This window comes from Halogeometricum sp. CBA1124 (assembly GCF_009741955.1).
GTDB classification, from domain to species: domain Archaea; phylum Halobacteriota; class Halobacteria; order Halobacteriales; family Haloferacaceae; genus Halogeometricum; species Halogeometricum rufum.
The window spans coordinates 68,759-93,504 of record NZ_WPCD01000001.1 but is presented as its reverse complement, the minus strand read 5'-3'; the positions used below and the strand labels follow the sequence as shown (position 1 = coordinate 93,504).

Here is a 24,746-nt window from a genome sequence, read left to right as displayed (position 1 = left end):
TACTCGCGGAGTTCCGACACCGCCTCCGCGGTGTGGCCGAGCGTCGTCGCCGCTTCGCGTACGTCCACCTCCAGTACGCCCTCGTCCGTCTCCAACCACGGCTGTCTCCGTTGTCGCTCGTCTACTCGATGGTGTACGTCTCGCCGCCGACTGCGTCCACCGACGTCGTCGACCCGACCCACCTCGAGTCGGTCGTCGCCGCCGCGCAGAAACAGCGTCTCGTTCTCCGTCTCGGGTTCGTAGCGTATCACTTTCCGGGCTATCCCGCTCGCGTGCTAATAGTAGTGTCGCCGCGAGTGCTGGCCCCCTCGTCGTGGGGTCGGTCAACGTCCGGAACCGAAGTCGTTCGGCGGGCGACTCTTCGTCTTCGACACCGCCGTCCGACGAGTCACCAGCGGTGGTGAACGTGCTCGCGGACGTGTTCTTCGTAGGCGTCCAGAACGGCGCCGTGCGTCTGGTGCGACAGGGCGTCGAAGTCGGCCGCCGCCGCGTTCTCCGCGACGTGGTCCGACGACGTCGAACCCGGGATGACCGTCGAGACGCGTCGTGGTCGAGTATCCAGCGGAGCGTGAACTGCGCCATCGTCATCTCCTCGGGGACGTGCGGCCGAAGCGCGTCCACCGCGTCGACGCCCGCGTCGAACGGGACGCCGGCGAACGTCTCGCCTCCTTTCGTCCCGACGCCCGCGTCGACCCCGCCCTCGATAGCGGCCGCGCGGTGGTCGTCCTCGTCGAACTCGGTCGTCTCGTCGAACGCCCCCGCGAGGAGGCCGGACGCGAGCGGAACGCGGACGATGAGGCCGACGTCGCGACGCTTCGCCTCCTCGAACAGTCGCTCTCGGGGGCGGAGTCTGAGCGGGTTGAAGATGAGTTGGACGGACTCGACGACGTCGTACTCGATAGCCTTGAGTCCCTCCTCGACGAGTTCGACGCTCACGCCCGCGTGGTCGATGAGTCCCTCCTCGCGGAGTTCGGTGAGTGCGTCGAACACGTCGGGGTCGTAGAACGCGCTCGTGTCCGGGCAGTGAAGTTGGACGAGGTCGAGGCTGTCGACGCCCAGACGGTCGAGCGACCCCTCGACGGACTCGCGGAGGCCCGCCATCGAGTGCCCGCCGTCCGGGTCGGGGGCCGCCTTCGTCACCACGTCGATGCCGTCCGCGTCGTCGCGTTCGGCGAGTACCTCCCCGATGAGTCGTTCCGCACGCCCGTCGCCGTACACCTCCGCCGTATCGACGAACGTGATTCCCTCGTCTAACGCGGTGTGAATCGCCGCTCGAATCTGGTCGTCGCTCACGTCGCCCCAGACGGGGCCGACGTTCCACGTCCCGAGGCCGACCGCCGTGGCGTCGATACTCGTACTGCCGAGTGGTCGTGTCTCCATACCGTACGTCCGGCCCAATCCGGTAAAATACTGTGGGTAACGGCGACGTGCCGGGTCGCGGGCGAGTACGACTGGCGGTCACGTCCGCGACCGCGGACCTTCTTCCAGACGGAACGGTCGACGTTACAGCCGTAACTCCGTAACGCAGAGTGGCCACGACCGTCTACGGAGCGACCGCACCTCGGATACTCTCGCGACCGACCGGAGCAGACGGCCGACCGCTGGCGTTCCCCCGGACTTCGATGGGCATTGTGCACCCATTGAGTAACAGACGCTCTATTCGTATTTTTGAACCTCGACTACTTACTCTCAAATAGCTCTAAACGATACAGATCGCTCGAATAACTCGGAAAGCACGACTAGAAGGGTCCGAATCCGACTACTATAGATACACTCACCCGTATCGGACACTCGACTTCGTTTGGACCGTCGGCCACGTTCTGCGACGAGACCAGATGGAGCGTCGGAGCGTCGGCGACTGTCGCGACTGAGTGGGTACGAGTGAGGAGAGACGGACGATTATCCGGCCGGACGTCCGCTACACCGTCTGTTCGTCGCGCCGATTCGCCTCGACCACGCTCGTTCGTCGGCGCAGTTCGGAGTCGCGGGCGGCTACCCCCTGCACCGTCGACAGTGGTTGGTGTTCTTCGAGAGGCCGATGGACTGACAGCCCGTGCACGTCACCTCACCGCAGTCCGCGCACACGAAGCCGCTGTCGCTCTGAGCGACTGTCACTCCGTCCTCGACGACTGTACTCCCACAGACGTGGCACGTCTGTACCATACCTCTCTCTTTCACAACAATATAGTATAAATCTTACTCAGGATACAAGTGGATTCAGACGCCGATAGACGGCGCTCTCGAAGCGATTCCCGACTCGCCGAGAGCGTCGGCGAGGGGAGGTAGACCGGTGCCGAACGGTGACCGCTACGACATCGGTCGGGTCTTGCCCGATGGGTCCCGCAGTTCACGGGTTCGTCCGTGGGTGGACGCCGCCCGCCGCGTCAGTCTCCCTTCATGACGCTGAGTTGCGGTTGCTCGCCCTCCTGACCCAACTGCTGGACCGACTCGGTTAGCTCGAAGCCCTCGTAGCCCTTCTCGGCCACTTCGAGGATGGTGTCGTGGTAGAGGTCGACGCCGCCGGGGTACGGGGTGAACACCGTCGGCTTGTCCGGGATGTTCTCGTTCATGTACCAGGAATCGACGGTCGTGTACAGCGTCGATTCGGCCACCTGACGGTTGTGAGTCGTCCACGCCTCCTCGGCCGCCTTCGTCGGTTCGATGAGTTGGATGTCGTTGTCGACGAGATGCTCGATGGTGTCCGAGACCCACTCGACGTGGTGCTCTATCGACACCGGCATGTTGCTGAGCACCGACGGACTCTGCGGCCCCGTGATGGTGAACATGTTCGGGAAGCCGTGGAGCGTCAGTCCGAGGTACGTCTGCGGACCGTCCTCCCACTTCTCTTCGAGCGTCAGTCCGTCGCGCCCTTCGATATCTATCTGCAAGAGCGTCCCCGTCATCGCGTCGAAGCCGGTGGCGTAGATTATCATGTCGAAGTCGTGGTGGCCATCGGCGGTCTGGACGCCGTCGGGCGTGATTCGCTCTATCGGGTTCTCCGTGACGTCCACGAGACTCACGTTGTCCCTGTTGTACGTCTCGTAGTAGTCGGTGTGGAGGGGCGGTCGCTTCGTCGCGTAGTAGTGGTCCTTCGGGGCGAGTTTCTCGGCCAGTTCCGGGTCGTCGACCGTCTCGCGGATCTTGCCGCGGAGGAACTCGGACACCTTCTCGTTGGTCTCCTCGTTGACCAGCAGGTCCTCGAAGGCGAGCAGGAACCTGAAACCGCCCTCCTGCCAGCGCGGTTCCAACGCCTCTTCGACTTCCTCCATCGTCATGTCCGCCGCCGTCTCTTGTCCCACCTCGAACGGGAACCCGAACCCCGAGTCGTGTGCGCGTTGGAGGATTTCGTCGTAGTTCGACTGTATCAGTTCCCAGTCGTCGTCGTCGAGCGGTCGGTTGCGCGCGGGGACGGCGTAGTTCGGCGTCCGCTGGAACACGGTCAGATGCTCGGGGTCGGACTTCGCGACTTCCGGAATCACCTGGATGCCGGTCGCCCCCGTGCCGATTACCGCGACGCGCTTACCCTCGAAGTCGACGGGTTCGTGCGGCCACTTCCCCGTGTGCGTCCAGAACCCCTCGAACGATTCGATGCCCTCGAAGTCCGGGATGTAGGGCTCGGAGAGGCAGCCGACGGCGGTGACGAAGAACTGCGAGGAGACGGTCTCTCCGTCGTCGGTGCTGATGCGCCACGTGCCGGAGTCCTCGTCGAACGCCGCCGAGGTCACCTCCGTCTCGAACTCGATGTTCCGCCGCAGGTCCAGTTCGTCAGCGGCGAATCGGAGGTACTCCAGCACCTCCGGCTGTTCGGGATAGCGTTCGCTCCACTCCCAGTTCTGCAGGATGTCCTCGTTGAACGAGTAGCAGTAGATGTGACTCTCGCTGTCGCACCGAGCGCCGGGATACCGGTTCCAGTACCACGTGCCGCCCACGTCGTCTGCCTTCTCGATGACCTTGACCGACAGTCCCAGTTCGTCTCGGAGTCGGTGGAGTTCGTACAGCCCCGAGAACCCAGCCCCGACGATAATTGCGTCGTAGTCTGTCCCCGCTGTAGCCCCAACACTATCGTGTGAGGTAGTCTCTGACATGGTATTACCCGATTGTTCATGTGTAAGTCTGAAGTCATAAATCTACCGGTAGGTCCTCTCGGTTCGGTCCGGCTACTCGGTGACGGACGCGGGCGTCGACTGTCGGTCTGGGATACGACCGTCGCCCTCGAAAAAGTGGGATGGGTGCGGTCCCTACTCGAACGTCGCCGTCAGGTCGGCGGCCACGTCGTCTATCAGTTCGCGGGACCGGGTCAGGTCCATCGGTTCGACCAGGAACTGGGCGATGCCGTGGATGGCGTCGTCGTAGTTGATGTGGTTGACCGAGACGCCCGCCTCCTCCAGTCGGTGAGCGTACGCCGCCCCCTCGTCGCGGAGGGGGTCGAACCCGCAGGTGAGAACCGTCGCCGGCGGGAGTCCCTCCAGATTCTTGGCCTGAAGCGGCGAGGCGTACGGGTTCTTCCCGTCCACGTCGGACTCGAGGTAGTGGTCCCAGAACCACTCCATGTCCTCCTTCGAGAGCAGGTACCCCGCCCCGTTCTCTTCGTACGACTCGGTGTCGAACGAGTGGTCGGTGACCGGATAGATGAGCACCTGTCGGTCGATGTCCGGGCCCCCACGGTCACGGGCCATCAACGCCAGTGCGGCGGCCAGGTTGCCACCGGCCGAGTCACCGGCGACGGCGACGTTGTCCGTGTCCACCTGCATCGTCTGCGCGTCGTCGAACACCCACTCGAGGGCGGTGTAGCAGTCTTCCAGCGGTGTCGGGAACGTGTGTTCCGGCGAGAGCCGGTAGTCGACCGACACCACCATCGCGTCCGTCGCGTTCGTTATCGCCCGACAGGTCTCGTCGTGCGTGTCGACGTCGCCGAGCACCCAGCCCCCGCCGTGGACGTACACCACCGTCGGGTACGGCCCCTGTCCCTCGGGGACGTAGACGCGCACCGGGACGCCGTCGTCGCCGAGATGCAGGTCCATGACGTCACCCACCGGTTCGGGCTCGTCGGGGTCCGGGAACATGTGTTTCATCAACTGACGCGCTCCCGTCGGCGACAGCGACGAGAACGACGGCGCCGGCGCGGCACCCATCTGTTCCAACAGACCGGCGATTTCGGGATGCGGTTCCTCAGCGGCAGTGGCTTCTGGTTGTTCCAGCGACATCACTGTGTCATGTCATCCTCTCACATGATAAGCTTAATGATTTATCACACGGGTGGGGCGGTGGAACGGAACCGCTCCGACGGGCGAACCGACACTCCGGGGGTGGGGGATCACCAGTGGAGTACAGGTCGTCGAAGTCGTACCGTGAGAGGCGGTGTTCGACCTCTTTGACCGTCTGGACGAGCAAGTTCGGCAGTTCCCGATTCGCTCGGCGTTCGTCCAGTCGGTGCAGGACCGTGCTGATGAGGAGGGAACCGTAGATTTCGTCGCCCACTTTCACCGGCGCGGCAACGGCCCAGATGTTCTCGTGACTCTGTCCCTCGTCCACCGCTAGTCCCCTCTCTCGGATGTCTTCGAGTTCGGTCTCCAGTCGTTCGGTCGTCTCGGAATCGAGGCCGTTGCCGGAGAGAATCTCGCGACGGTCCGATTCGGGCATCTGCGCGAGTATCACCTTCCCCTGCGGCACCTTCCCGAGGTGGAACGGTTCCCCGAGGAACGGCGGGGGCACGTGAACGGCGTGGTGACTGTTCGCCTCGTGTATCATCACGGCGTGTACCCCCTCCTTGACGAACACCGAGATGTACTCGTCGATGACCTTCGAGAGAACGTCGATGGGTTCGGTGGCGGCGTGCATGATGGGGTAGGAGTTCCGCACGGCGCGTCCCTTCTGCAGGAACTTGAGGGTGAGTCTGTATCGCCCGTCGTTTCTGATGACGTACCCCCACTCCTCCAGTGTCCTGAGGTAGTTGTAGACGCTACTGGCGGAGAGTCCCACGTGGGCCGTGAGTTCCGAACAGGTCGGCTGGTCGAGTTGCTCTATCTTTTCGATAATGGTGAACACGTTCTCGGCAGTTTTTATATTCTTGTATTGTTGTGACATACCATAGACACGCCGCTCTATCCGCAAAAGTATTGTGCACGAACGTTCGTCAACGTCTCAGGACGCTCTCGAGGCGGCGACAACCGACTCGGACGGGTGATCTCACGCACTCCGTCTCGTTCGACGGCCTGACACGCTTCCGGTCGCCGTTCGTGCGGCGACGTGGCCGCAGTCGTTCGTTTCACACTCGCGTTCCGGTTCTCTCCCGTAGCTGTTTTTCCGTTCGACGAAACGTCTAATTATGCGTGTACGGAGGTGCGTCTCCACGAGTCAGCCATTCTGCACCACGATCCCGCACCGCGAATTTTGGAATTAAACCACCTGACCGCACCACTGTGATTTCTGAACTGAGCCGACCGACCGAACTGGCACCCGAAGCGAGATGGTCTCCTATCCCTTCGAATACGACGTTCCAGAATTAGTTGAAAGATGGTTATGTAAATCTATTGAATGTAGTGGTTCGGTCTCACGCACGCCGAGCGTCGGGGCCTCGGTTCCGGCGAGTGGACCGACTGCCGCCTGTGAAGAGGAGGGATGTACGGGTGGAAGCATTACATACCTACTATCGTAACGTCTCTCGGCGTCTAACGGGCGGTTGTCGGACTTCGGGGAGACACGCCGAGGAGGCGCCGACCGGACCGTCGAGGTTCGGTGTCGCCTCCGTGGCCGGACTGGTCGACGGCGTTCTCGACGCAACCAGAGATTCGCCGCTTACGACCGGAAGAACGGCCCACGGTAATCTTAAGTATTTGTACGCAACTCGGTTCGGACCCACGAGACGAGCGGACGAGAGAGCGCGACGACTGCGGGTACTTCTCTCACTCGAGGCACCTCACGCTGTCCCGGAACGAGGCATCTGAGCACGCTCGAACTCGGTTCGTGCGCATCTACCGCGAGTTCGTCCTTCGAGAGCTCTCTCGCAGTGAAGACGCGGGATGTGCGTGGCTCTCGTGCGTTTTGAACCCTGTAGCACGTCCCTAAGCGAATCTGCAGTCCGCTCTCGTTCTCCTCGACTGTGGCGAACACGAGACGGCGCCGAGCGACGCCGACTCGGACTTAAGTACGATTATTTCTATTCGACACGTCGGACGGCGACGGTCGCAAGGAGACGCCGGTGGCCGGTCTCTCGAAGGGGTCTTTCCAGTACGAACGGCGTTCGGAGCGGCACCGTTCGGCGGGTGTTCCGCGAACGCCGTCGACAACGCCGAAACGGTGCGGTTTTGTGCGCCGAGCGCGCTATTACCTCCGTGAGCAGTATCCGTCCGAACGAACTGGACGAGCGCATCCGCTCGGGGACGAGAGACGAACCGTTCCTGCTCGACATCCGCCCGGAGTCCGATTTCCGAGCGAATTCTATCGAGGAGAGCCGGAACGTCCCCGTCTACGACGAGTTGCGACAGGGCGACGAATCCGCGCTTCGCGACCGACTCGGAGAGATTCCGACGGACAGAGACGTGGTCGTCGTCTGCAAGATGGGCGTGGTCGCGAAGCGAGCGACCAGTCTGCTCGCGGACGAGGGGTACGACGCGGTGACGCTCCGGGGCGGAATGAGCGGGTGGACCGGCTATCAGAACGACTCGCTGAGTTACAGGCTGCGGTCGGTCCTGTGGGACCTCTTCTAGCGAGGTGCCAGTCGCGGCGGGAACGGACCGCTCCCGAGAGTCGGCCGGTCGGTACCGGTCCGCTATCGGCGCGTTCGGTTCACTCGACGTCGTCGCCGAGTGACCCCTCGTACTTCTCCTGTTCCTCGTCGGGGAGGTACGCCCGCTCCCACTCGACGACTTCGGGGAAGCCGGAGAACTCGTGGAGACTCCCGACCGGCGTCTCGTTGAACGCGTCGTCGATGTCGCGCATCGCCGCGACGGGGTCGTCGGCGAAGGCGCTGAGGTCGGCGTAGGCGTTGGCGATGGTCGAGAGCGTCGCGGCGATGGGGAACAGCACCACGTCGAAGCCCCAGTCTTCGAGCGACGACAGGTCGACGTACGGCGAGGAGCCGAGGTCGCCGACGAAGTTGTACACGAGCGGTCCGTCCACCGCGTCGCCGATGCGCCTGAGTTCGGCCTCGTCGGTCGGTCCCTCGACGAACGCCACGTCGGCACCGGCGTCGAGGAAGTCGTTGACGCGGCCGATGGCCTCGTCCAGCGACCCGCCGCCGGTCCCGCGGGCGTCGGTGCGGGCGATGAGGACGAACTCCTCGCCGCGTTCGTCACGCGTGTCGGCCGCGGCCGCTATCTTCCCGACCGCCTCCTCCCGCGGTATCACCTGTCGCCCTTTCGTGTGTCCACAGCGCTTGGGGAACGTCTGGTCCTCGATGTGGATGCCGCCGACGCCGGCCTTGATGTACTCGCGGACGGTCCGGACGACGTTCGTCGCGTTGCCGTAGCCGTTGTCGGCGTCGGCGATCAACGGGACGTCGATGCGTTCCTGGATGTTCGCGGCGTTGTCTATCATCTCCGGCATCGTGATGAAACCGGCGTCGGGGTAGCCGATCTTCGACAGCGACGTGCCGTAGCCGGTCATGTAGATGGTGTCGAAGCCGACGGCGTCGGCGACGGCGGCCGTGAGCGGGTCGTGGACGCCGGGGCAGACCAGCATCCCGTCGCTGTCGAGGTGGTCGCGGAGTGCGGCACCGTACTCGGTCATGGCCGCTCACAGGGGAGACGCGGGCTAGTCGGTTTCGATACGGTCGGGTCTGCGGGTTCGTCAGTCATTGGTAGAGAGGTGTTTGAGGACGGCGTCGGTCGTGACGACGTCGCCGTACTTCGCGTCGATGTCGAACAGGTTGGCGCGGTGCGGTCCCTCGGCGCGGTCACCGACCGCGTCTGCGGGGACGACGGTGCGGTAGCCGTGCTGGAGGCTGTCGACCGCCGTCGCGCGGACGCATCCGCTCGTCGTCACGCCCGTGATGACGAGCGTGTCCACCCCGTTCGTCGTCAGTTCGGTCTGCAGGTCCGTGCCGAAGAAGGCGCTCGCGTACTTCTTCAGGACGACTCGCTCGTCGCCTTCGGGCGCGACCCGGTCGTCGACTTCGACCGCCTCGGTACCGAGTTTCAGTTCGCGGAGCGCCGGCACCTTCTCGATGAAACGTCCGGCGTCGCCGTAGGACTCCTCGAAGGCGACGGTGGTGAAGTACCGCGGCAGGTCGTGTTCGCGGAACGCCGCGAGCAGACGAGCCGTCTGCTCCAGCACGTCGGTGACGTCCGAGCCGAGGTCCGTCTCCGGGTCGGTGAAGGCGTTTATCAGGTCGACGACGAGCAGTGCGGGCCGGTCGCCGAGGCCGACGCTCGCGCCGAAGGCCGCGTCGTCGTAGTCGGCGGCTTCGTACTCGGCGTCACCGTCGCCGGCGTCGACGTCGTGTGGACTGTCCATTGTGTGGTGGGCTCGGGTCGTTCAGCTGTGCCGGTTCTCGACGTCCGGCGTTCCTCGGCGATGCGTTCCGAGAGCGTCTCTTCGTCCGGTAACGGGCCGTAGTCGAACTGCTGTGGGTCGCCGCGGGTCGAGCGAATCTCCGCGCGCCGGTCCTCGGTCGCGGCCTCGTCCACGGTGCCGTCGTCGGCGAGGACGACGCCGTACTCGGTGCGAGCGGCCGACTCGGAGACGAGTCCGCGTTCGACCTCTCCGGCGACGACGTCCGGGTCGCGGTCGAGGGGGTCGCCCAGTCCGCCGCCGCCCGCGGTGCTGAAGACGAGCCTGTCACCGGCCGACACGGCGACGTTCTCGACCTTCGAGGGGAGGTCTTCTTCGGTGCCGTCGGTCCGAATCAGCGTCTTCTCGCTCGTCTGCGCGTGCGTGCCCCCGTCCACGCCCCACGGGTACGTGTGCGCGCGGTCGTCTTGGAACGTGATGGCGCCGTCCTCCTCGAACGTGTAGACCTTCGTGATGCCGTGGCCGCCGCGGAACTCGCCGGCGCCGCCCGTGTCCGCGCGCGTGCTGTACTCGTCTATCGTCAGCGGGTAGTACGCCTCCTGGTACTCCGCCGGCACCGTGCGGAACAGCGGCCACCACGAGTGGCCGTCGAGGCCGTCGCCGCCGGGACGGGCCGGAATCCCCCCGTAGAGGATCTCAAGCATCTGGAAGTCGTTGCCGTCGGAGTCCGTCCCCGCGTACACGAGGTTCGGCGAGGTGCCGTAACTGCCGGCGACGGAGAAGCCGTCGATGAGTTTCGAGAACGTCGCCTGCAGCACGTCGAACTGCCGGGCCATCGTCGCAGTCGGTTGCCGAGGGGTGCCGGGAACTCCGGTTGCAGCACCGACCCCTCCGGGAGCGTGACCTCGAACAGGTCGTAGTAGCCGTCGTTGAAGGTGAGAAGCGGGTCGAACGCCATGATGAGGAACACGCCGGTGAACATCTTGAACATCTTCTCGTTCAGGAGGAAGTTCACCGTCCCCGGCACCTGCGCGTCCGTGCCGGTCCAGTCGAGGTAGACCGTGTCGCCCTCGCGGTAGATTTCGAGGTGGAGTTTGATGGGCCCGTTCCCCATGCCGTCGTCGTCCACGTGGTCCTCGAACGTGTACCGCTCGCCCTCGGGAACGAACTCGTGGATGAGGTCTATCATCCCGTCGCGGGTGCGGTCGAGGATGGCGTCGCAGGCTTCGAGATACGTCTCCTTACCGAACCGGTCGCAGAGTTCCTGTATCCGCGTCTCGGCGGCCTTCGTTCCCGCCGCGAGCGCCTTGATGTCGGCCTCCGCGTGTTCGGGCAGGCGCGTGTTGTGAGCGAACGATTCGAGCAGTTCGCTGTCGATTTCGCCGCGCTTGTAGAGTTTGACCGGCGGGAGGCGCATCCCCTCCTCGAAGATGGTGGTAGCCTGTACGGGCATGCTGCCGGGCGTCTTCCCGCGACGTCCATCAGGTTACCCCACTGGCTGGAGAACCCCACGAGGTCGCCGTCGTAGAAGATGGGCCGCAACAGGAGCATGTCCGGCGTGTGCGAGACGGCGCCGGCGCACATGTAGGGGTCGTTGGTGGCTATCACGTCGCCGTCTTCGAGGTCCTCGCGGTCGAACGGCGAGTTCGCGAGGATGGTGTCGATGGCGGACCCGAACTGGCCCATCACCATCCGCCCCTGCGCGTCCGCGATGAGGGGGAACTGGTCGGACTGTTCGCGGATGACGGGGCTGATGGCCGTCGTCTCCAGCACGCGGTCCATCTCGTAGCGGACGTTCGAGAGCGTGCTCTCGATGATGTCGAGGGTGGTCTGGTCGACGTCGTGGTCGCCGACGAACTCTGGTGGTGCGTCGCTCATTGGCTCTCTCCTCTGGTAATCTCGATGTTGGCGTAGCGGTCGATGGTCGCGACGTGGTCCGGTTGCAGGACGACGGTCGAGTCGTCGTCGGTGACGATGGCCGGGCCGACGAGTTCGTTGCCCGGTCGGAGTTCGCCGCGGTCGTAGATGGTCGTCTCGCGGTACTCGTCGTCGAAGTACACCTCGCTCGTGCCGAGTTCGGCGTCGCTCGGGTCGGCACCGGTGAGCGCGTGTTCCTCGATGGTGACGCCCTGCAGGGTCCCCTTGCCGACGACGCGGAGGTTCGCGATTTCGAGGGGCGCGTCGAGCGAGAACCCGAACTGGCGGTCGTGCCGGGCCTCGAAGTCGCCCTTTATCTCCGCGAGTCCGCTCTCGCCGCGGAGGTTCTCGACGGTCACCGGAATCGACATCTGGATGTCCTGCCGGAAGTACCGGCAGTCGGCGAAGTAGTCGAACGCGTGGTCTTCCTCGGGGACTCCCTCGGAGGCGAGCCACTCGCTCGCCTCGGCTTCGAGCGCTCGGAGTTCGTCGTGGATGTCCCCGCCGTCGACGTCCTCCTCCGTCTCCAGATAGGTCTCCGCGAACTCGTTCTGGATGTCGGACGTGAGGAAGCCGAACGCGGACATGACGCCCGGTCCCGGCGGGACGACGAGGGGGTACGCGCCCATCACGTCCGCCAGCGCGTTGGCGTGCATCGGCCCGGCGCCGCCGAACGCGACGAGGCCGAACTCCCGCGGGTCGTAGCCGCGTTCGACCGAGACGACCCGGAGCGCGCTGTGCATGTTCTCGTTGACGATGTCGAGGATGGCCTGTGCGGCCTCCTCGACGCTCGTATCTCGCTCCTCGGCGATCGTCGCGACGGCCTCGTGGGCCGCCTCTCTGTCGAGTGCCATCCGGCCGCCGAGTTGGACCGACTCCGGGATGCGGCCGAGGACGACGTTCGCGTCCGTCACCGTCGGTTCCTCGCCGCCCTGCCCGTAACACGCCGGTCCCGGGTCGCACCGGCGCTCTCCGGGCCGACCTGGAGCGACCCGTTCAACTGGACGCGGGCGATGGACCCGCCGCCGGCGCGACCGTGTTGACGTCGACGGACCGGGACGTGAACTCCCGGTAGCCGACCTTCGTCTGCCGCGTCGTCTCCGGCGTGCCGGCCTCGACGAGCGACACGTCGGTCGAGGTGCCGCCCATGTCGAGCGTCAGCACGTCCGGGACGCCCTTCTTCTCGGCGATGGTCGCCGCGCCGACGACGCCGCCGCTCGGACCCGACAGCGCGAGTTCGACCGGTCGCTCCTTGGCGGCCGCCGTGCTCATCAGCCCGCCGTCGGAGCGGACCACGTTCATCGTCGCCGACGACCCGGCCGCGGCCAGCGAGTCGTCCAGGTCGTCGAGGTAGTCGATGACCGTCGGGCGCGCGTAGTCGTTGATGACCGTCGTCAGCGTCCGCTCGTACTCGCCGTACTCGGGGACGATGTCCGAGGAGATGGACACCGGAAGCTCGGGTGCCTCTTCGGCGACGATTTCGCGGACTCGCTCCTCGTGTGCGGGGTTGAGGTAGGAGTTCAACAGGGCGACGGTCAGCGACTCGACGCCGGCGTCGTCGAGTTCCCGAACGGCCTCCCTGACCGCCGCCTCGTCGAGCGGCTCCGTCTCCTCGCCCGACGGCGACGTTATCCGCCCCGCCACGCCGCGCGTGTCCACGAGGTCGGCGAGCGGGTTCGGCTTCTCCATCCCCATCCACCCGTACAGGGGACCGGGCGTCCACGCGCGGGCCAGGTGGAGGATGTCCTCGTGACCCGCCGTCGTGACGAGGCCGACGCGCGACCCCGTCTCCTCCAAGAGCATGTTCGTCACGACCGTCGTGCCGTGGAACAGGAGGTCGAGTTCCGAGACGGACGTGCCTGCCTTCTCCGTCGCCTCCTCGACACCGCGTAGCACCCCCTCCGACGGATTCGCGGGTGTCGAGAGCACTTTGTCTATCGTGAGTTCGTGGGTCGATTCGTCGAAGACGATGACGTCCGTAAACGTCCCGCCCACGTCCACGCCGAGATTGTATGTCATATGGTATCGTTCATCGTATCCATCGGCAGATTGGGGAGTAAGGATTTCCCCAACAGCTGTTGGCTGCTTATATGACCGGACCCCCCTGTCGACGCACCCCCTCGTCGCGTAGCTTTTTGTCCGTGGGGAGTGTTGGCACGGGAACCCACAGATGTTCATCGCGACAGTTCACTTCACCCAGCACCGAGAGTGCGTGCTCCGCCGACTCACGGCCGACGTCGAGACGCCGATTCCCATCGAAATCGAGGAGATACAGAACGGGTTCGTGACGTTCGTCCTCCGGGCCGGGCCGCACGCCGACGAGTTCCAGCGAGAACTCGAAGCGACCGACCACGTCGAACACGTCAAGCGCCTCGACGACGACAACCTCCTCGTGACGAAGCCCTCCTGCGGGGCGTACTCGGCCATCTACCAGAACCACGGTACGCTCCGGCGGTCGAACACCGTGTCGGGTCGTCAGCGAGAGTACCACGTCCTCGTCTTCCGGCGCGAAGACCTGAAGGACATTCTCGACGATTTGGCGTCGTTCGGCACCGTCACGCTCGGGAAACTCACGGAGTTCAGAGCTGGCTCCGACTCCCCCCTGACCGAACGGCAGCGCGAAGTCGCGACTGAAGCCCTCGCGCGGGGGTACTACGACTGGCCGCGGAAGATAACGAACGAGGAACTCGCCGCGGAACTGGGAATCAGCCGAGCGACGCTGCACGAACACCTCCGAAAGGCCGAGCGGACGCTGCTGTCGTCCGCACTGACGGATAACGCGAAGCAGACGGACAGTTCCCACGAGTCGGAGCCGCATCGCGGTAGCGTGTAGGCGTGCCGAGCGTTTCGGTCGGTGCCGTTCGTCGAGTGTGCGGTGTTCCTGCGACGTGCGGGAACGGTCTGGATGCGTGCGGACTGCTGCTCCTCGGCGCTCGCCATCGAACCCACCGGCGGCCGCGACGACTACCTCACGGACCTCGGAGTCGGCACCGAGGATATCCACGGACCGTCGAGTGGCGGCGCGTCGACGTCTCTCTCACTCCTGGTAGTGGCTCGCTCGTTGGAAGTCGACTTTCCGAGTGTAAGCGCTGTCCGAAGAAACAACACAGAGAACTACAGAACGAGGCTATGTACTAACGAATATATCGAATGAATACTGTATGCGGCTGTTCGGGCTCGCTATCGGGGACAAATAGAGTATCAGCTCCGGAAACGGAAGCAGAATTCGCTAATCGACTCGCAGAACGCGGACGGAGTTCGACCGACCGTCCGAGGACTCTGTCGCGGCCCGGGTCGTACCGTGGTCGAAGTCTAACGTCGGACTCGGCGTCGGCCGCGTCGCCTCCGACAGAAACACGGCCCTCGCTTGGCCCCCTTCGACGTTCGACCGACGGAAACGACACGCCGGCGTCTCTCGTCTCGATGACTGCACCGCTCTGCAGACGTCTCCGACCGGAACCGACCGGCTCTCGTCCGAGTGTCAGCGTCAGACCACGACGACGGTATCGGCGCAGCATCGGACGACGTCCGGTTCGTCGCCAGTCGGTCCGAGAGCGTCCGTTCGTCACTCGTCTGTCGTCTGCCATTGCAGTGCTATTGTTGTAACGGATTACTCGGAGGTCCGGAGGCAAACCTCGTCACGTGTCGGTTCGGGTGCCGAATCGGAATTACGAAACTATGATTGTAATGGTGACTCGAAACCGTCCTCATAGAGCGTCAGAAGCTCCGGATTCGTCGGAGACGTGCGTGTTGAGCATATCAAACGAATCCACACCGAGAGGGACGGCGGCGGCGAGTGAGGCTCTCACGTCGGGGTCGTGGTGCCGTTCGCCGACCCACCGCGACCAGTTCGCTCGCTCTCGCCAACGTCGGCACCAGTCTGTGATCGTTCGAAACATCCCTCGCACGTAGTTCGGTGTCCGGTGTTTCGGACGGGTCGAGGGAATCGAACGCACCGAGACGGTGGGGCGGCATCGAGCGTCATCCTGTCGTCCCTCCTTTCGGGAATGTTCCGTCCCTGTCATATATATTCTTACTGAACTGCATTCGCCGAAAAACCCTTCTCGTCGGACATTCGTTTGAGCATATCGACAACTCGAGTCTATACCGGAGTAAAGTACGTAGCGACCGGACGAGAGCCCGGGTAGAACTGGGGGTAAATCGGCTGGTACGCGACGTTCCCGCTCGAGCGTCTCAGCGGTCGTCGTCACCGCTTCACGACCGTGCCCGCTGGATGTTGATTTCGATCTGGTTGGCGGCTTCGATCATCGTCTGGACTAGCTCGTCGGTGTCTTTCGTCTCGAACCGTCCTATCGTCCCGCTGATTCCGATGGACCCGGCGAGAGAGCCGTCGGGGAGTTGCACGTCGGTCGCGTACGTCTGCGCTCCCACCGTTTGTTCCTGATAGTTGTTGGCGTATCCTCGTTCTCGGACCGTCTCCAACTCCTCGTAGAGTTGTTCGCGGTCGGTTATCGTGTGCGTGGTGAGCGATTCGAGCCCGTGTTGGTCGATGATCTCCTCGACGCGGTCGTCGGACATCTTCGCGAGGAGCGCCTTTCCGGTGGCCGAGGCGTGCATCGGTAACCGCCCGTTGCTCGGGGTTTCCTGCTTGAGCGACCCTCGCGAGGAGTACAGCATGTAGACGACGCCGTCGGACTCGACGGCGAGATGCGTCACGTCACCCGTCGCTATCGCCAGTTCGTTGGCTTCGTTCCGCCCGTGTCTGTATATCGGCTGGCGTTCTCTGATGGAGGATGCCAGGTCGAGTATCTTCAGATTGAGGTCGTACTCGCCGTCGCTGGACTTCCGGATGAAGCCCTCCTCGTTGAGCGTGACCAGATACGTGTGGACGGTGCCCCTCGTCAACTCCACCTGCTCGGTCACTTCGGCGACCGACGCCCCGCCTCGCTCTTCGAGAACGGCCATTATCTCCCGTGCGTTCTCGACCGACTGTATCGTTCGGCGGTTCTCGTTCATACTGGGACCGACGAGCTTGTCCTCCATAAATTTGTATGAACATATCAAACGCTCCGCGCTGCCGGTTCTGCGTACGCCCGTTGCATCCGTCGGATAGCGTCGGACGGGCCGGATTCGCGGGTATCCGGCGAACTTCAGTACTGCGACGAGCGACCCCTCGCCCGTTGGCGACGGGCGGGCGACTCCCTCCCAAAGTTTTACGAACACGCGCGGTGAGACACTGTTGTGAGTTCGACATACGGAATCATAGGGGGCGGTATAGCGGGTGCGAGTATCGCGTATCACCTCAGCCAGCGGACCGACGACTCCGTCGTCGTCTTCGAGCGCCAGTCGCCGGCATCGGAGACGACCTACAAGTCCGTCGCCCAGTACGGATTCTACGGAGACGAGACCCAGTACAGGATGAAGCGCTACGGCATGAAGCTCTACAACCGCTTCTTCAGAGAGCCTCGCGTGAACCCTCGATACACGTCGATGGGAATCCTGACGGCGGCGACCGAAGCGGACAACGCCGACAGGATGGAAGAGGCGGTTCGGACGGACGGGGATACCTACTTCGGAAAGATGGGCATGGGGTTCGACAGGGACTTGGTCGAGTACATCGACGGCGACGCGATCAAGGAGAAACTGCTCCTGCCGCCGGTCGACGAGGAACCGATCGAGGGAGCGCTGTTCCGACCGAAGGTCGGCTACATGGACCGGCCGCAGGAACTGGCGTACGAGTTCCTCGAACGCGCGAAGGACAACGGCGTCGACGTGCGTGCGAACACCGCCGTCGAGGAGATAACGACGGACGGGGGCCGGGCGACGGGTCTGGTAACGGATGGCGGCGAGGAGGTCGAACTAGACGAGGTCATCTGCGCCGCGGGGCCCTGGAACATCGAACTCGCCGAATCGGTCGGGATCGAACTGCCGGTCAAACACACTATCGCTCCGATACTCGTGTTACGGCCCGACGACCAGTCCGACTACACGCTCCCGGCCATCAATCACTTCGAGTCACCCTACACGTTCCACCGTCGGAGTGAGGACGAGTTCCTCATCGGGTACAATCCGGGCGACGTGTACGAGGACGCGACGGTGTACGACCCGAGGACGATGGGCGAGACGGTACCCGAGGAGATCCGGGACCGGGGAATCGACCTCCTCCAACGCCTGGTCCCCGACCTCATCGACGCGAAGGTGGTCGAAGAGTGGGTCGGGATTCGGTCCATCACGCCGGACAAGAACCCGGTCGTCGGCTGGACCGACCTCGAAGGCTTCTCCATCGCGGCCTTCCACACGTCCGGAATCCAACTCGCTCCGGCAGTCGGAAAGATGATCGCACAGCAGGTGCTCGACGACGACCCGACGGACTACTACGACGACCTCTCGATAACCCGGTTCGAAGGATACACCGACCACCGCTCGTGAGACGGCCGTCGCCACGATAGACCGGCCGCAGAACCGACTGGTGTGGGCGAGTCATTCCGAATTACGACTGCATACCTTGCTCTTCGCATCGTTCGAACGAGGCCCCGTTCCGAGTAGCGACGCCCCTGCCGGTTCGGCGACCAGGCTGCGCCGAGAACCGTTCTTACCGTAAAAATTAAGAGTGACTATGGACCACAATGGCATGGAATACTATACCAATGAATGTCCTCGGAAAAGAGATCGGTCGTGACCAATCATACCTTATCCGGAACCTGAGCCGCGGATTCAAGGCCATCTGGCGGGACCCGACGTCGAGATTCGCGTTCCTGTACCTCTCTGCGCTCTTGGTTCTCGCGGTGGTGGGTCAGGAGATCACGCCGTACAGTTACGATCGCGTCTTCTACGCGAGCGAAGGCGGAATCCTCCGTTCGCAGCCGCCGTCGATAGCCCACCCGCTGGGGACCACCTCGAGCGGGCGTGACGTCCTCTCGCGACTCGTCTACGGCGTCCAGCCGACGGTGATCACGGGCTTCGTAGGCGGAGCTATCATCATCGGAATCGGGATGACGGTCGGCGTCCTCGCCGGGTACGTCGGCGGATGGGTGGAGTCGACGCTCATGCGAATCACCGACTTCGCGTACTCGGTGCCCACGATTCCGTTCGCCATCGTCTTGGTCAGTTTCCTCGAGGTCGGATTCTTCGCCTCTATCATCGTCATCGGCCTCATCCTCTGGCGCGGCAACGCTCGCGTGCTGCGGTCGCAGGTGATTCAAATCAAGGAGCGACCGTTCATCCTCGCCGCGAAAGCCACCGGGTCCAGTCGCATCCGCATCATCGTCAAGCACATCCTCCCCAACATCGCTCCGATGGCGGCGCTGTTCTTCTCGCTGGGCGTCGGATACGCGATACTCGTCAACGCCGGACTCGCGTTCATCGGGGTCTCGAGTCCGTTCATCCCCTCCTGGGGCGTGATGATTCGGAACGCCTACCAGTCGGGGACGATGGTTCAGGCGCCGTGGTGGTCGCTCCCACCGGGAATCCTCATCTCGCTGACCGTGATGTCGGCGTTCATGATCGGTCGGCAACTCGAAGACAGCGACGAAGACGAGCGGTCCGTCACGGGGGCTGGTCCGTAATGTCGAGCGAACCGCTGCTCGAAGTCGAGAATCTGACTATCGAGTACGACACCCGTCAGGGGCCGCTCACGGCCGTCTCGAACGCCGACTTCACGGTCGAAGACGGGGAGTACTTCGGCCTCGTCGGCGAGTCCGGATGCGGGAAGAGCACGCTCGCGAAGTCCATCATCGGCGGTCTGGACGACAACGGTCGCATCGCGTCGGGGAAACTGAAGTACAGGGGCGAGGAACTACAGGACCTCGGCGACGCCGAACTCAACGAGAAGGTTCGCTGGAAGGAGATCGCGTACATCCCGCAGGCGTCGATGAACAGTCTGGACCCGATGCAGCGACTCAGCGAACAGGCGCTCGAGATAGCCAACGTCCACACGGACCTCTCCGAGGAGGAGGCACTCGCGCAGTTCGAGGAGATGTTCGAGGTGGTCGGACTGCCGGAGAACCGCATCCGCGACTACCCCCACCAGTTCTCCGGGGGGATGCAACAGCGCGCTATCATCGCCCTCGCGCTGTTCCTCCAGCCGTCTATCGTCATCGCCGACGAACCGACGACGGCGCTGGACGTCATCATGCAGGACCAGATATTCAAGTATCTGGACGAGATTCGCGACTCGACGGAGACCAGCATGATCCTCATCACGCACGACATCAGCCTGGTCTTCGAGTCGTGCGACGAACTGGCGGTGATGCACGGCGGGCAGATAGCCGAGACCGGTCCGATAACCGACGTGTACGACGACCCGAAACACCCGTACTCGTACCTGCTCCAGCGGGCGTTCCCGGACATCCGATTCCCCGACCGGGAACTGGAGACCATCGAGGGGACGCCCCCGCAGCAGTTCGGCGACGTGGACTACTGCACGTTCGCGAACCGGTGCCCGTGGGCCGAGGAGGGCTGTCGCGAGGCAGCGCCCCCACTCGAAGCCAGCGACACGTCGGCCGATGGCCACCGTGCGGCGTGCTTCAGAACGAACGAGATATTCGAGCAAGAGGACCCGGCGGAGAGTCTGGCGGCGATACGAGGTGACCAATCGTGAACGACCCACTGATGGAACTGGACGAGATGGAGAAGTATTTCAGCCGGAGCTCGGGGTTCCTCGATTCGCTCTTCGGCAGCGACGAGTACGTGAAGGCCGTCGACGGCGTCTCGTTCACGCTCGACGAGAACGAGGTCGTCGGCGTCATCGGCGAGAGCGGGTGCGGGAAGACGACCCTGCTCAAGACGCTGATGGGCCTCCACGACCCCACGGGCGGTGAAATCAGGTACGACGGGACGCCGCTCTCGTCGTTCGACCGCAGCGAGTGGAAAGCGTTCCGTCGAAACGTGCAGATCATCTTCCAGGACCCGTTCAACTCGATCGATCCGAAGATGTCCGTCCAGGAGACGCTGAAGGAACCGCTCAAGATCCACGACATGGAGGCGAGCGAGGAGCGGATTCTGGACGTCCTCGAACAGGTGGAGCTGAACCCGGCCAGGAACTACCTCAACCGCCTCCCGCAGCAGTTGAGCGGCGGGGAGAAACAACGCGTTTCGATCGCTCGAGCGCTCGTGACCGAACCGGACGTGATTCTGGCCGACGAGCCCGTCTCCATGCTGGACGTGTCCACGCAGGCGTCCGTACTCAACCTGCTCTCGGACCTGACGACCGAACTCGGGGTGAGCATGATATACATCTCGCACGACCTCTCGACGGTCGGATACGTGTGCGACCAGATCAAGGTGATGTACCTCGGACGAATCGTGGAGTCGGCACCGACGCAGACGCTGCTGGACGACCCCAAACACCCGTACACCCAGGAACTGGTCTCGGCCGTACCGATACCGGACCCCCATCACCAACGGGACCGAACGTCGATAGAGGGTGCCGTCGCGGACCCGATAGGCTTGGGAAGCGGATGCCGGTTCCGCGACCGGTGCCCGGACCGGATGGACATCTGCGAGAAAACCCCGATGAACGTCGAACACGGAGCGGAACGAGAGGTGGCGTGTCACCTCCACTACGACCACGAACGACGCGTACAGACCGGAGCGGACGGGGCGTCCGCGAATCAGCGAGCCACGGGCACGGAGGGTGACGACTGATGTCGACCGCACGATACTTCGTCAACCGGACGCTCCAGACGGTCCTGTTGCTGTGGGGGATACTGACGTTCCTGTTCCTCCTGTTCCGCGCGATGCCCGGCGACCCGGGGACGCTCATGCTGAACTCGGGAGCGAGTCCGGAAGCCGTCGCCGCGGCGCGTGCGCGATGGGGTCTCGACGAACCGATACACATCCAGTACCTGCAGTACGTGCGGAGTCTGGCGACGTTCAACCTCGGGAACTCGCTGACGAGCGGGGTCCCGGTGTGGGAACTCGTTCGGATGAAGATATTCAACACGTTCATCCTCGTCGGACCGGCGACGGTGGCGTTCTACATCATCGGGTCGATAGTCGGCGCCGTCCTCGGGTCCAAGCGCGGGACCAAACTGGAGAGCTACGGCATCATCCCGTTCTTCGTCATGGGGACGATGCCCTCGTTCTTCCTGAGCATCATCCTCGTGGTGGTGTTCGCGATGTACCTCGACCTGTTCCCGACGTCGGGGATGTTCTCACCGGGCTTTCTCGCGCTCCACCCGGAGTGGCCGTGGTGGCGGCCGTACTTCACCCAGAACTTCCTCCACCACTACATCCTGCCGTTCACGGCGGTGATACTCCGGTACGTGTACTCGCCGCTGCTGGTGATGCGGACGAGCGTGACCGAAGTGATGGGGCAGGACTTCACCTACTACCACCGCATCACCGGTCTCCCCTCGAAGAAGCGGCTCAAGCACGTCTCGAAGCACGCCAGTCTGCCGGTCATAACGCTCTTCCCGACGTCGATGCTGCAGGCGGTCAGCGGTCTCGTGCTGATCGAAGTGGTGTTCAACTGGCCGGGAATCGGCAACCTGCTGGTGCACTCCATTCTGGGACGGGACTACCCGGTCGTCCAGTTCGTCTTCTTCGCCGCCGCCGTGAGCGTCGTGCTCGGTAACTACGTCGTCGACATCCTGTACGGCGTCATCGACCCGCGGGTCAGCGTGACGGACGACGCTTGAGGCCGCCGTCCTCCCCCTCTCTCGGGTTCGAGAGTCCGTCGGACGCCGCCTCGGGCCAATCCGTCGCTTTCCCGATTTTTCACACGGGACTACGACGCGTTCCCGAGACGGACGTACGGCCTCGTTCGCGACTGTCCCTGTCTTCGACCTATATTTACACTCTGTGAGCCACGATGACAAACGCAAATATTTAATAGATAGATACTGTTGGGTGTGACACGGTGAAACACAGCCATGGGTGAGAATGCCATAGACAGGCGTCAGTTTGTGAAGACGATGGGTACTATCGCCGGAGCGACGGCCGTCGCCGGTTGCAGCGGCGACGACTCGGGTGACGGCACGGGTGACGGCAGCGGTGGAACGGCCAGCGACGGTGACCTCGGCGAGCGGGTTCCGTCGCTGGCGTGCCCGTACTGGTCGGACGTCGGGCGCGCCCCGACCTGTGAGGAGCAACTCTCCGTCGCTAAGCCCAACGTGGAAAACGCGCTGGGGGTTCAGGTCGAACTGCAGCCGAAAGATATCGCGACGACCATCTCCGAGTGGAACAACGACGTTCGGAAGTTCCCCATCGCGTACTGGTACATGGGGAACACCGGCGGGCGACTCGACCCGAACCCGATCATGGTCCGTAACATGATCACTCGGGCGGGCGGCGACGGACTGTTGAACTCCTCGCACTACCCCTCGTGTGAGTTCTCGAAACTCGCGCACGACCAAGTCTCCGCACCGTCGCTCGACGAGCGGAACGAGATGGTTCGGGAGGGGATCAAGATAATGAGCGAGGACGCCGCCCACATCCCGACGACGAACACGCTCAACTTCAACGCCGCAAGGTCGGCCGTGAACACGGAGCGAGTCGGTCAGGCCGGCTACGCGAAGAACAACCCTCGGTTCCACATCTACTCGTCGGTCGACGACAAAGACCAGATGGTGTTCAATGCCGACGGGAACACGATGGCCACGTCCGCGTTCCCGCGGATGGACTCGGACTCCCTGTGGAACCACATCGTGACGTCGACGCTGATGGAGTACGACGAGAACTTCGAACTCCAGCAGAACATGGCCGCCAGCCTCGAAACGGCCCGCGAAGGCAAGCGCATCATCGTCGAAATCAAGGACGCGACGTTCCACAACGGCGACCCGGTCACCGCGGAGGACGTCCAGTACACGTTCCAGTGGAACCACGAGAACGGCAGCGTGGTGCCCGACCACACGGCCATCCCCTACGAGGGCGGCGCCGACGGCATCAAGATCGTCGACGACAAGACGGTCGAGTTCAACCTGAAGCAGGCGTACTGGCCGTTCATCAACAAGAAGCTCCAGAAGCGCGGCATCTACCACAAGCAGTCGTTCGTCGAATCCGGTGCCGACGAGAACCCCTCGAACTTCACGCTGAACGAGATCATCGGCTGCGGCCCCTATCAGGTCGTCAACTTCCAGGCGGGCCAGTCGGTCACGCTCGACCCGTTCCCGGAGTGCGCCGCGCACGACCCGCCGAACCAGCGAAAGGTGTTCCTCGCGTTCGACAGCAAACAGGGCGCGGCCCAAGGGTTGCAGGCCGGCGAGGTCGACGTCGTGTCACAGCTTCCGACGGGACTCTTCGACCAGATGAAGCAGGCGGACGGCATTCAGACGAACGTGTTCAGCGGCTTCATGGGCTACCACTTCCACCCGCACCACGGCGTCGCGCCGACCAAGTTCCTCGAGTTCCGCCGCGCGTGGGGTAAGGCGCTCAACCGAAAGGAGATCAATCAGGTCTCTCAGTCCGGACAGGGCGAACCGCAGTACCACGGCAGCCACTTCATCACCACGCACCCTTCCTATCCCGACGACGACAGCGACGTCTACAAGTACACCACCGAACCCACGGGCGAACCCGAGGCGGCAAAGCAGTTACTCGAAGAGAACGGGTGGGGTTGGGACGACCAGGGGCGACTCCATTACCCGCCCGACGCGGACCTGAGTCCGCTCTGGCCCAAAGAGGGGACGCCGTCCGAGGAAGACTTCCCCTGCCTCTCGGAACTCCCCGAAGACTAGCTCAGCGGACGCCTCGCATCTCGGCGGTCGTCAACGAGTTGTCGACCTCTCTCTCCACTACTTCTTCGACGTGCGCGCCTTGGAGTCGACTGTCTATCGTCCCGTCGACGACGAACAGCGTGGTCGGACCGCCGACGACGTCGTACCGGTCTTCCAGCATCTCGGCACAGTCCGGGCCGTACACCGACAACAGCGTGACCGAGTCGTGCCCGCGTTCGAAGACCGACTCGAGGGCGTCACGCATCTCGTCACAGTCGGGACACCGCTCGCGCCAGACGTACACGACGGCCACCGGGAAGACGCCGAGCATCGCGGGGAGTCGCTCCCCCGCGACCGGAAGAAACGGCTCGGGAGACCCGTCCGTCGGCGGCACCGGTCCGGTGAACCGGTCGAGCAGTATCACGACCCGAACGCTCTCGACGAACCCCAGCGCCTCCGCCACGTCTCGAACTGCGAGATACCGGGCGACGAAGTCGGGCGCCTCGTCGGCGACGGCGACGAAGTCGGCCACGCGTCCGGACGGGGTGTCGACCGCTCTCAGTTCCTCGCCGAGGTCCGTCTCGTCGCGTATCCGCTCGTCGTATCGGGAGACGACCGATTCGAAGTCGCTCGACGGTCGGACTTCGCCGTCGTCCTGTGCCGACAGCACGCCGGATTCGATCAGCGTCTCGAAGAGTTCGTTCTCGTCCATCACGACGGTGAGATTCCCGCTGATCGTATAGAAGTGTTGGGGTGAGACGA

Annotated in this window: 18 protein-coding genes and 3 pseudogenes; 9 read left to right on the top strand and 12 right to left on the bottom strand. The window is 63.7% G+C overall.

Annotated features, from left to right (window positions below; translation table 11 throughout):
* From GJ632_RS25055 to GJ632_RS00340, 6 genes and pseudogenes are all read right to left on the bottom strand, one after another.
* Positions 1 to 251 (bottom strand): hypothetical protein (locus GJ632_RS25055; RefSeq protein WP_191451496.1); only part of this gene is annotated, 251 nt, incomplete at its 3' end.
* A 137-nt stretch (positions 252 to 388) separates the two neighbouring features.
* Positions 389 to 1,380, bottom strand: a pseudogene (locus GJ632_RS00360) (aldo/keto reductase).
* Positions 1,381 to 1,992: 612 nt separating this feature from the next.
* Positions 1,993 to 2,163, bottom strand: coding sequence for a hypothetical protein (locus GJ632_RS00355; RefSeq protein WP_177232680.1), 171 nt, complete (start codon positions 2,161 to 2,163; stop codon positions 1,993 to 1,995).
* A 221-nt stretch (positions 2,164 to 2,384) separates the two neighbouring features.
* Entirely contained in the window at positions 2,385 to 4,085 is a 1,701-nt protein-coding gene (locus GJ632_RS00350) for an NAD(P)/FAD-dependent oxidoreductase (RefSeq protein ID WP_191451493.1), read from the bottom strand.
* Positions 4,086 to 4,238: 153 nt separating this feature from the next.
* The gene (locus GJ632_RS00345; RefSeq protein WP_191451491.1) at positions 4,239 to 5,204 is read right to left on the bottom strand and encodes an alpha/beta hydrolase; all 966 of its coding nucleotides are present in this window, start codon (positions 5,202 to 5,204) and stop codon (positions 4,239 to 4,241) included.
* A 7-nt stretch (positions 5,205 to 5,211) separates the two neighbouring features.
* Positions 5,212 to 6,084, bottom strand: a complete 873-nt coding sequence (locus tag GJ632_RS00340; protein WP_191451489.1) for an IclR family transcriptional regulator — start codon at positions 6,082 to 6,084, stop codon at positions 5,212 to 5,214.
* Positions 6,085 to 7,331: 1,247 nt separating this feature from the next.
* Here GJ632_RS00340 and GJ632_RS22730 point away from each other — a divergent pair.
* On the top strand, positions 7,332 to 7,706 hold the full coding sequence (locus tag GJ632_RS22730) for a rhodanese-like domain-containing protein (RefSeq protein WP_089809980.1): 375 nt from the start codon (positions 7,332 to 7,334) through the stop codon (positions 7,704 to 7,706).
* 79 nt (positions 7,707 to 7,785) lie between these two features.
* Here the strand turns inward: GJ632_RS22730 and GJ632_RS00330 are convergent, their stop codons facing one another.
* The 4 genes and pseudogenes from GJ632_RS00330 to GJ632_RS25675 form a co-directional block, all read right to left on the bottom strand.
* Complete coding sequence (locus tag GJ632_RS00330; protein WP_191451485.1) at positions 7,786 to 8,727, bottom strand: oxaloacetate decarboxylase; 942 nt, start codon at positions 8,725 to 8,727, stop codon at positions 7,786 to 7,788.
* Between the two features lie 60 nt (positions 8,728 to 8,787).
* Positions 8,788 to 9,453, bottom strand: coding sequence for an isochorismatase family protein (locus GJ632_RS00325; protein ID WP_191451483.1), 666 nt, complete (start codon positions 9,451 to 9,453; stop codon positions 8,788 to 8,790).
* A 44-nt stretch (positions 9,454 to 9,497) separates the two neighbouring features.
* Positions 9,498 to 11,328: pseudogene (locus GJ632_RS22725) on the bottom strand (hydantoinase B/oxoprolinase family protein); the annotation flags it as partial.
* A pseudogene (locus tag GJ632_RS25675) lies at positions 11,325 to 13,386 on the bottom strand (hydantoinase/oxoprolinase family protein). The pseudogenes GJ632_RS25675 and GJ632_RS22725, both read right to left, overlap by 4 nt.
* 151 nt (positions 13,387 to 13,537) lie before the next feature.
* On the opposite strand from GJ632_RS25675, the gene GJ632_RS00310 reads away from it, so the two are divergent.
* Together GJ632_RS00310 and GJ632_RS00305 are read left to right on the top strand one after the other, a co-directional pair.
* A complete protein-coding gene (locus tag GJ632_RS00310) occupies positions 13,538 to 14,200 on the top strand; it encodes a helix-turn-helix domain-containing protein (RefSeq protein ID WP_089809991.1) in 663 nt (220 codons plus the stop codon).
* A gap of 21 nt (positions 14,201 to 14,221) precedes the next feature.
* Positions 14,222 to 14,521, top strand: coding sequence for a hypothetical protein (locus GJ632_RS00305; RefSeq protein ID WP_191451481.1), 300 nt, complete (start codon positions 14,222 to 14,224; stop codon positions 14,519 to 14,521).
* A 1,061-nt stretch (positions 14,522 to 15,582) separates the two neighbouring features.
* Here the strand turns inward: GJ632_RS00305 and GJ632_RS00300 are convergent.
* On the bottom strand, positions 15,583 to 16,344 hold the full coding sequence (locus GJ632_RS00300; RefSeq protein ID WP_089809995.1) for an IclR family transcriptional regulator: 762 nt from the start codon (positions 16,342 to 16,344) through the stop codon (positions 15,583 to 15,585).
* A gap of 225 nt (positions 16,345 to 16,569) precedes the next feature.
* On the opposite strand from GJ632_RS00300, the gene GJ632_RS00295 reads away from it, so the two are divergent.
* The 6 genes from GJ632_RS00295 (at position 16,570) to GJ632_RS00270 (ending at position 24,005) form a co-directional block, all read left to right on the top strand.
* On the top strand, positions 16,570 to 17,757 hold the full coding sequence (locus GJ632_RS00295) for an FAD-dependent oxidoreductase (protein WP_191451477.1): 1,188 nt from the start codon (positions 16,570 to 16,572) through the stop codon (positions 17,755 to 17,757).
* Positions 17,758 to 18,113: 356 nt separating this feature from the next.
* Positions 18,114 to 18,893, top strand: a complete 780-nt coding sequence (locus tag GJ632_RS00290) for an ABC transporter permease (RefSeq protein ID WP_177232682.1) — start codon at positions 18,114 to 18,116, stop codon at positions 18,891 to 18,893.
* Positions 18,893 to 19,927 (top strand): ABC transporter ATP-binding protein, encoded by a 1,035-nt coding sequence (locus GJ632_RS00285; RefSeq protein WP_089810000.1) that lies wholly within the window; start codon positions 18,893 to 18,895, stop codon positions 19,925 to 19,927. The genes GJ632_RS00290 and GJ632_RS00285 overlap by 1 nt, the downstream gene beginning before the upstream one ends.
* Positions 19,924 to 20,973 (top strand): ABC transporter ATP-binding protein, encoded by a 1,050-nt coding sequence (locus GJ632_RS00280; protein WP_143105184.1) that lies wholly within the window; start codon positions 19,924 to 19,926, stop codon positions 20,971 to 20,973. Before GJ632_RS00285 ends, GJ632_RS00280 begins: the two co-directional genes overlap by 4 nt.
* Complete coding sequence (locus GJ632_RS00275; RefSeq protein WP_191451473.1) at positions 20,973 to 21,968, top strand: ABC transporter permease; 996 nt, start codon at positions 20,973 to 20,975, stop codon at positions 21,966 to 21,968. Before GJ632_RS00280 ends, GJ632_RS00275 begins: the two co-directional genes overlap by 1 nt.
* Positions 21,969 to 22,244: 276 nt before the next feature.
* Positions 22,245 to 24,005 (top strand): ABC transporter substrate-binding protein, encoded by a 1,761-nt coding sequence (locus GJ632_RS00270; RefSeq protein WP_197427759.1) that lies wholly within the window; start codon positions 22,245 to 22,247, stop codon positions 24,003 to 24,005.
* 1 nt (position 24,006) lies between these two features.
* Here the strand turns inward: GJ632_RS00270 and GJ632_RS00265 are convergent, their stop codons facing one another.
* Positions 24,007 to 24,696, bottom strand: coding sequence for a hypothetical protein (locus tag GJ632_RS00265; RefSeq protein ID WP_191451469.1), 690 nt, complete (start codon positions 24,694 to 24,696; stop codon positions 24,007 to 24,009).
* Positions 24,697 to 24,746 lie beyond the last annotated feature (50 nt).

Coding starts and splice junctions, on each gene's coding strand:
- GJ632_RS00355 (WP_177232680.1), bottom strand. CDS start 2,163: ATGGTACAGACGTGCCACGTCTGTGGGAGTACAGTCGTCGAGGACGGA.
- GJ632_RS00350 (WP_191451493.1), bottom strand. CDS start 4,085: ATGTCAGAGACTACCTCACACGATAGTGTTGGGGCTACAGCGGGGACA.
- GJ632_RS00345 (WP_191451491.1), bottom strand. CDS start 5,204: ATGTCGCTGGAACAACCAGAAGCCACTGCCGCTGAGGAACCGCATCCC.
- GJ632_RS00340 (WP_191451489.1), bottom strand. CDS start 6,084: ATGTCACAACAATACAAGAATATAAAAACTGCCGAGAACGTGTTCACC.
- GJ632_RS00330 (WP_191451485.1), bottom strand. CDS start 8,727: ATGACCGAGTACGGTGCCGCACTCCGCGACCACCTCGACAGCGACGGG.
- GJ632_RS00325 (WP_191451483.1), bottom strand. CDS start 9,453: ATGGACAGTCCACACGACGTCGACGCCGGCGACGGTGACGCCGAGTAC.
- GJ632_RS00310 (WP_089809991.1), top strand. CDS start 13,538: ATGTTCATCGCGACAGTTCACTTCACCCAGCACCGAGAGTGCGTGCTC.
- GJ632_RS00300 (WP_089809995.1), bottom strand. CDS start 16,344: ATGAACGAGAACCGCCGAACGATACAGTCGGTCGAGAACGCACGGGAG.
- GJ632_RS00285 (WP_089810000.1), top strand. CDS start 18,893: ATGTCGAGCGAACCGCTGCTCGAAGTCGAGAATCTGACTATCGAGTAC.
- GJ632_RS00275 (WP_191451473.1), top strand. CDS start 20,973: ATGTCGACCGCACGATACTTCGTCAACCGGACGCTCCAGACGGTCCTG.
- GJ632_RS00270 (WP_197427759.1), top strand. CDS start 22,245: ATGGGTACTATCGCCGGAGCGACGGCCGTCGCCGGTTGCAGCGGCGAC.
- GJ632_RS00265 (WP_191451469.1), bottom strand. CDS start 24,696: ATGGACGAGAACGAACTCTTCGAGACGCTGATCGAATCCGGCGTGCTG.